The 7,800-nt window shown below is 40.9% G+C and carries 8 protein-coding genes; all 8 read left to right on the forward strand.

What is annotated here, in order from left to right; translation table 11 throughout:
• Nucleotides 1–126: 126 nt before the first annotated feature.
• The 8 genes from OLM34_RS11045 to OLM34_RS11080 all read left to right on the forward strand — a co-directional run bounded on the left by OLM34_RS11045 (nucleotide 127) and on the right by OLM34_RS11080 (nucleotide 7,586).
• The gene (locus OLM34_RS11045; RefSeq protein ID WP_264407314.1) at nucleotides 127–378 is read left to right on the forward strand and encodes a hypothetical protein; all 252 of its coding nucleotides are present in this window, start codon (nucleotides 127–129) and stop codon (nucleotides 376–378) included.
• A 130-nt stretch (nucleotides 379–508) separates the two neighbouring features.
• Nucleotides 509–664, forward strand: coding sequence for a hypothetical protein (locus OLM34_RS11050; RefSeq protein WP_264407316.1), 156 nt, complete (start codon nucleotides 509–511; stop codon nucleotides 662–664).
• Nucleotides 665–1,083: 419 nt separating this feature from the next.
• Nucleotides 1,084–2,433 carry a Gfo/Idh/MocA family protein gene (locus tag OLM34_RS11055; RefSeq protein WP_264407318.1) on the forward strand — a complete coding sequence of 450 codons (1,350 nt, stop codon included), beginning with the start codon at nucleotides 1,084–1,086 and terminating at the stop codon, nucleotides 2,431–2,433.
• Nucleotides 2,434–2,482: 49 nt separating this feature from the next.
• The gene (locus OLM34_RS11060) at nucleotides 2,483–3,274 is read left to right on the forward strand and encodes a ThuA domain-containing protein (RefSeq protein ID WP_264407319.1); all 792 of its coding nucleotides are present in this window, start codon (nucleotides 2,483–2,485) and stop codon (nucleotides 3,272–3,274) included.
• A gap of 261 nt (nucleotides 3,275–3,535) precedes the next feature.
• Nucleotides 3,536–3,754, forward strand: a complete 219-nt coding sequence (locus OLM34_RS11065; RefSeq protein ID WP_264407320.1) for a hypothetical protein — start codon at nucleotides 3,536–3,538, stop codon at nucleotides 3,752–3,754.
• A 225-nt stretch (nucleotides 3,755–3,979) separates the two neighbouring features.
• A complete protein-coding gene (locus OLM34_RS11070; RefSeq protein ID WP_264407322.1) occupies nucleotides 3,980–5,140 on the forward strand; it encodes a Gfo/Idh/MocA family protein in 1,161 nt (386 codons plus the stop codon).
• 107 nt (nucleotides 5,141–5,247) lie between these two features.
• The gene (locus OLM34_RS11075; protein ID WP_264407323.1) at nucleotides 5,248–6,252 is read left to right on the forward strand and encodes a sugar phosphate isomerase/epimerase family protein; all 1,005 of its coding nucleotides are present in this window, start codon (nucleotides 5,248–5,250) and stop codon (nucleotides 6,250–6,252) included.
• Between the two features lie 20 nt (nucleotides 6,253–6,272).
• On the forward strand, nucleotides 6,273–7,586 hold the full coding sequence (locus OLM34_RS11080; protein ID WP_320051517.1) for a Gfo/Idh/MocA family oxidoreductase: 1,314 nt from the start codon (nucleotides 6,273–6,275) through the stop codon (nucleotides 7,584–7,586).
• Nucleotides 7,587–7,800: the final 214 nt, after the last annotated feature.

The raw sequence follows: 7,800 nt of genomic DNA on the forward strand, positions 1-7,800 counted from the left end.
TCCGAGACAAAAGGAATGGATAGAAATGAATAAACTATTTTTCATAAAAACGCCTAAAAGTGTCCTGTATGTTTGCATATTGATTTATATTTCGGTAAATTGGCGGCATATTTAAAAGCCGATAAGATGTTTGGAGACTCCGATAAAAATCCACAATTCGATGCTTTTTCATCCCCTGCAGCATCGCTGCAAGGCTTTTCTTTGAATCATTATCTGGAAAAAGATTCCCGGCATAATATCTTTCGTGAACACGTCGTAATGCGAATAAATGAAGATACCTTCAAAGTTTCATACTGTTCCGACAATGGATCCCCCGGTGCCTCCAAATGTGTTTTGGCCGGGATGATGATCCTGAAAAGAGAGACAGGGCCGGAGTGATGAACGGCTTTTTAAGCAATGCAGGTACAATTTACTTATGCGCAGTGCCGACACCCAAGCCTATGCCAAAGATAATGACCCGGAGTTTATCCTTGCCACATAGCAGATGAAGACACTTCGGTAGGAATTCTTGGTAAATGAAGAGAACGATGAAGAGCTGAGGGTACTGGGACACACCCTTACCGGGCAAATCATCACAGCCTATTTGATAGTAACCCAAAAGGCCAACTCGGATACGGAAAATCAAGAAAAGAAATGTTACATCGTAACGGAAGGCAGAAAATAACGTCACTTCACGTTAGAAAACGTTCGCACATCGATGTTAATAAGAAAGCTGCGAGATGTCCCATAGAGGAGAGGTGGGAATGCAACAATGTAGGGGGCCTCGATATTTCAACTCGGGGTGCATTGAACCGGCAAGACACGTTATCCCGAATTTGCCGTCAGCCGATTGAGGGCTTACGCACGAGCCACGTTGATAAACTTCAGAAGAATACCGCAAATATATGGTGCAAACAAGTAAAAGAACGCTTTTGAGTGAAAAAGAACTCAATTTATTCCATATACTAAAAGGAAATATTAAAAATAATATAAACATATTAATGAATAAATTTTTAGTCATCTCTCAGCCGAATTATCTCAATTTTTCACACTTTTGAAAAATATGTTTTCGGAGGGGAGTCATATTTTATGAAATCATTTTTTATGGAAAACAAATCTAAAAAAGTCACGCGAAGAGAGTTCTTGGGCGTGTCAGCATTGGGATTAGCAGGGTTAACAATTTTACCCAGCTGGAAGGTAAATGGAGTAAGGATTGCCCCGAGCGATAGAATAACATTGGGTTTTATTGGACTCGGGAGGCAAGGTATTTCGGATTTTCATGCATTCTCGCAATGCCCGGGTGTACAAGTTTTGGCCGGGAGTGATGTAGATTCGATAAAATGTGATCGGTTCAAAAAGGTAGTGACCGAATGGCAAGAAAAAAACAAACTTCCAATTAAATGCGATACGTATGAATTTTACGAAGATTTACTGGAAAGAAAAGATATTGATGCCATTTCAATTGCAACTCCCGATCACTGGCACGCACTGACAGCCATTCATGCATGTCAATCAGGGAAGGATGTGTATTGTCAAAAACCATTGTCGTACACCATATCTGAAAGTCTATCGATAGTAAAAGCCGCCGAAAAGCACAAGCGTGTATTTCAAGTTGGAAGCCAGCAGCGCTCCAGCCCGGAGTTCCAAAAAGCTGTTTCATTGGTGAGAGATGGTAAAATTGGGCATATCGAAAAAGTGTATGTGCGTATTGGCGAACCTCCAAAACCCTTTGATTTGCCGGAGATGCCCGTCCCCTCTAATTTGAATTTCAGACTATGGTTGGGGCCATTGAACGACCCTAACGTGCATTATCATCCAAACATATGCCCTCCAATAGCACCACCCGATTATCAAGAAAAAGGAGATTGGGCAGCATGGCGTTATTATCGGGAAACGGGAAACGGTTTTACGGGAGATTGGGGTGCACATCATTTCGATATTGCGCAATGGGCTTTGGGATTGGATGGTACGGGGCCAATTGAATATATTCCGGCAGGTTACAACGGGACAAAATACACAACGCTTAACTATGCGAATGGGATAGTAATGACAGAGCAGCCATTCCGGGAAGATAGACCGGATGATAAAGGGATACAATTTATAGGAACAAACGGTTGGATAAAGGTTGCTCGAGGATATATCGAATGTTCGGATCCCTCACTTCTGAAAAAATCGGAAAAAGAGATTGAGGCAGGAGCGTTTGAGATTAGTGCTCCCCATATGCAAGATTTTTTGAATTGCGTGCGCTCCCGTCAAAATCCGATTGCACCTGTGGAAGCCGGTTGCAGTACAAACATTCTTTGCTGTTTGATCAATATCGCAACCGAGTTGAATCGACCCGTAAAATGGGATCCCGTAACCCATAGTTTTGGAGACGATAAGGAAGCACAATCTCATAGACTGTATTGGTATGATTACAGAAATCCTTATAAATTGCCCTATTGGGATAAATAATGTTGAGTGTAATGTTGAGTGTTTTAAAGGACTTGCTAAAAATTAGATTATGAATATCAACAAAAAATTAATTGACTTTTTTCTCCTGATTATTGGAGTTTCTATTTCTTCTTCAATTCTTGCACAGAAAACGGCAGACCCTTTAAAAGGAAAGAAGGTACTGTTTGTTTACGGGGGTTGGGAAGGACATGATCCCGAATTAACAAGGGATATTTTTGTTCCCTGGATGAGGTCGGAAGGAGCCGAGGTTACCGTATGTGACAATTTGGATTGTTATACCGATTCGGCTTTAATGAATAACATGGATCTGATTGTTCAGACCTGGACGATGGGGAAAATCAGCAATGAGCAGGAACAAGGTTTACTGACAGCAGTAAAGCGTGGTGTGGGATTAGCCGGTTGGCATGGAGGTCTTGGCGACGCATTTAGAAATAATGTTGAATATCAATTTATGGTTGGTGGCCAGTGGGTTGCTCACCCGGGTGGGGTTATTCCTTATGATGTTCATATAATTGATCATAAAGATAAAGTTACCAGCGGATTAAAGGATTTTCACATGCATTCGGAACAATATTACATGCATGTAGATCCCAATGTAAAAGTTCTGGCAACAACCACTTTCAACGGTGATCATGCTTGGTGGATAGATGGATGTGTTATACCTGTAGTATGGAAGAAAATGTATGGCAAGGGTCGGGTATTTTATTCTTCTCTTGGTCATGTAGCTAAAGATTTTGATGTGCCTGAAGCATTGGAAATCATGAAACGAGGCATCAGATGGGCAGCAGTTAGTTTGTATGAAGAGCCTGAACCATGGATCAATCCGGTGTATGCTGATTAGAATAAAATAAAAATTAAAAAAATGAAAACCAGAGTTTGAAATTCCAAATGGGGATTTGTATTAAGAGTTCGTTGACATAAATATAAAAAATCTTTGACAAGTTGTTTACATTTTTGTTCTTAATACAAAAAAGTAATATGAACGAAGAAGAAATTTCAAGAAAAAAAGCTGTAAATCTGCATCTTCAGGGAGTATCCATAAAAGATATAAGTGCAAAGTTGGATCGAAGTCTCCAATAGATTCACAAGCGGATTAAACAATATGAAACGTCGGCTCATCCGAATCTTGGCACGAAAATGGAGACAATACGTCAATGCAAGAGTGAAGTACAAAACGTCTCCCGAAATAACGATAATGAACAAAAACGGTTTTATGCCGACCACACCTTTTCCAATGTTTCTTCCAAAACAAGCAACATGTCAACCAACTCCTGATAGTTTTATTGTCTTAATAACCGACCAACCCTATGGGGTTGTGTAAACGAATTTATGATACATTTCTGAAATCAGAATATAAACACACTGATGATACATAACAGTTTTAACTAATTATATCCAAAAAATTGGATAAACCATTGAAATAAAAAAACGCTCAAAAATTTATTGTAATTTAAATTTATTTTAAAGAACAAGTTGTTCTTTCCAAAAAAGAATAACTAATTTTAGAGCCAAAAATTTCATCAACAAGACTAAATATACTTATATCATGAACAGAAAACTCAGAATGGGAATGGTAGGTGGAGGAATTAAGGCATTTATCGGCGCCATTCATCGTCATGCGGCCTTAATGGACAATCAGATTGAATTGGTGTGCGGCTGTTTTAGTTCGAATCCTATCCTATCGAAAGAATCAGGCAAGCTTTACTATTTGCCTGATAATCGCGTATACGAAACATATCGGGAAATGTTCGAAAAGGAAGCACAACTTCCAGAAGGTGAAAAAATGGATTTCGTTTCTATTGTTACACCTAACTCCGTGCATTTTAAACCAGCTATGATGGCACTGAAAAATGGATTTCATGTAGTACTCGAAAAACCCATGACGTTCACACTCGAGGAAGCAGTGAAGTTAAAGGAAAAAGTTGAGGAAACCGGACTTGTCATGGCTCTTACACACACTTACTCAGGATACCCTGCCATAAAACATGCCAAATATATGGTAACCAGTGGAGAGTTGGGAAAAATCCGCAAAGTGTACGTCGAGTATCCTCAGGGTTGGCTTGCGAGTGATGTCGAAAATCAGGGTAATCTCCAGGCAGCATGGCGTACCGATCCAAAACGTTCGGGGAGAGCAGGGTGTATAGGCGACATAGGTACTCATGCCCACCACCTAGCCGAATACGTTACCGGTTTAAAAGTAACCGAATTATGTGCCGAACTTTCTATTTTTGTACCCAATAGGCAACTAGATGACGATGGTGCAGCACTCTTGCATTTCGATAACGGTGCTACAGGTGTTTTAATGGCAAGTCAAGTAGCTACAGGAGAAGAAAATGCCTTAAAAATAAGGGTTTACGGTGAAAAAGGAGGACTGGAGTGGTTCCAGCATGAGCCTAATTCACTCATTGTAAAATGGGCAGATAAACCCATAGAAGTGTTGCGCGTAGGTACCAGCATGAAGAGCCCTGGTGCCCTTCATAATACTCGCACACCGGGAGGCCACCCAGAAGGTTTTATTGAGGCATTTGCCAATATTTACCGAAACTTTGCATTAACGGTAATGTCTAAAATGGACGGAAAAGAACCCACACCCGAAATGCTTGATTTCCCGGGAGTGGAAGATGGTGTCCGGGGAATGCAATTTATCGAAACTATGGTAAAAACCGGCTATGACGACACAGCCAAATGGGTAAAATTCGGTGAATAAAATCTATATCTCTTTTTTGAATTTGAATTCAGCTTTATAAAGTGTGGTGCTTAAAGCCATGCTTCAAAGAAAAGATCAACCACAACATTTTTAAATTTTCAACTGATATGTCAAGACCAGTAACATTATATACCGGACAATGGGCCGATTTTCCCATCGAAAAAATGTGCGAGAAAGCCAAATCATTTGGTTACGACGGTCTCGAACTCTGCACATGGGGCGATCACATGGAAATCGAAAAAGCCGACCAAGCTTACTGCGATAAGAAAAAAGCGCTCCTAAAAAAATACGGACTTGATTTGTACACTATATCCACCCATCTGGTAGGACAATGTGTATGCGACGCAATTATTGACGAACGTCATAAGGGAATTTTGCCTGATTATATCTGGGGTGACGGGAATCCTGAAGGGGTTCGGAAACGTGCAGCGGAAGAAATGATCAAAACGGCCAAAGCAGCCAAAATGCTTGGGATCGATACGATAGTGGGCTTTACAGGAAGCCCCGTGTGGCATATGTTCTATTCGTTCCCTGCCATACCTGCCGGTATGATTGAAAAGGGATATGAAGAATTTGCCGAACGCTGGATTCCTATCCTTGATGAATTTCAAAAAATCGGTGTAAAATTTGCACTTGAAGTTCACCCCACCGAAATTGCCTTTGATATCCATACCGCACATCTTGCTCTGCAAGCCCTTAACAATCATCCAGCTTTCGGCTTTAATTATGACCCCAGCCATCTGGGATATCAGCACGTCGACTATATTCGGTTTATTTACGAATTTCCCGATCGCATTTTTCACGTTCATATGAAAGATGTTTATTGGAGTGATGTACCCATGGGAATTGGCGTTTACGGTGGTCATGCCGAGTTTGGTGATAACCGCAGGTATTGGAATTTCCGAAGTCTTGGCCATGGAAAAATTAATTTCGAGAATATTATTCGTGCCCTTAACGATATTGCGTATAAAGGTCCATTATCGGTAGAATGGGAAGACAGCGGAATGAACCGTGAGGCTGGTGCCATCGAATCTTGTCGTTTCGTAAAAAAAGTTGACTTCGAACCATCGGATGTGGCATTCGACAAAGCCATGAAAAAGCAAGAGAAATAAAATTAAGTACACTAATGAAAATAATGGACAGAAGATCTTTTATCAAACATTCAGCCTTAGCCACTGCAGGATTGGGGTTAGCTTCATCAATGCCCCGAGCGATGAATTCGTACCGACGAGCCAATGAAAAACTGGTGTGTGGCGTTATCGGCGTAAACGGAATGGGCTTTTCCGATCTTGAGGCATTTTTAAACCAGCCCGATACCGAATGTGCCGCACTTTGTGATGTGGACGAGAATGTACTCCATAAACGCATTGTCGATACCGAAAAAATTCAGGGACATAAACCTAAAGGTTTTAAAGATTTCAGAAAGTTACTGGAAGAACCCGGAATAGACGTTATCATTATCGGAACACCCGATCATTGGCACTGTCTACCGTTTGTTTACGCGCTACAGGAAGGGAAACACATCTATTGCGAAAAACCCTTGGCCAATTACATCGAAGAAATCAATATCATGGAACGAGCCGCCCATCGGTATAACGGCGTAGTGCAGGTCGGTCAATGGCAACGAAGTGATAAACACTGGCAAGATGCCGTTAAATTTATTCATTCGGGAAAACTGGGGAAAATACGTACTGTTCGTACATGGTCATACCAAGGATGGATGAAGTCTATCCCGGTTGTTCCTGACAGCGACCCTCCCCCAGGTATTGATTATGACTTTTGGTTAGGACCTGCGCCTAAACGCCCTTTCAATAAAAATCGTTTCCATTTCAATTTTCGCTGGTTTTGGGATTATGCCGGTGGATTAATGACCGACTGGGGAGTCCATATTATCGATTACGGTCTATTTGGAATGAATGCCAAAGCACCTAAATCGGTAATGGCAATGGGCGGTAAATTTGCCTATCCAGATGATGCCGCCGAAACACCCGATACAATGCAGGCTCTTTATGAATTTGACGATTATACCATGTTATGGGATCATGGAACGGGCATTGACGGCGGTTATTATGGACGTTCACATGGAGTGGGTTTTGTTGGTAATAATGGGACTCTGGTGGTTGATCGCGCCGGATGGGAAGTCATACCCGAAGGTGGAAATGATCCCAAAATGGAGCGCATAGACCTAATAAAAGGTGATGGTCAAGGTTTGAACAATCACATGAATAATTTTATAGAATGCATCAAAGATCGCGTAAAGTCACCTAATGCCAATATAGAAATTGCCGCTAACACAGCTCGTGTATGCCATTTAGGAAATATCGCTTTAAAATGCGGAAGGCGATTATACTGGGACGCAAACAACATAAAGTTTATCAATGACGAAGAAGCTAACAACCATTTAATTCCCTCATATCGCGCTCCATGGAAATTACCGCTAGTATAATGGACCTAAAAAGTTAATTTAAAAAAATTATAATGGCCTCAATCAATAAACACAAACGTTTTGTTCACAATAAATAATCACAACTCATATGAAAACTTTACACATGCTTATTATTTCAATCTTTTTAGCTACAAGTCTTATGGCCGAATCGTATGTATTGGAATCGCCCGACGGCAAATTGCAGGTAAAAGTGGAAATCTCGGATAATATCCGA

Source organism: Anaerorudis cellulosivorans (assembly GCF_025943985.1).
Classification (GTDB): domain Bacteria; phylum Bacteroidota; class Bacteroidia; order Bacteroidales; family Dysgonomonadaceae; genus Anaerorudis; species Anaerorudis cellulosivorans.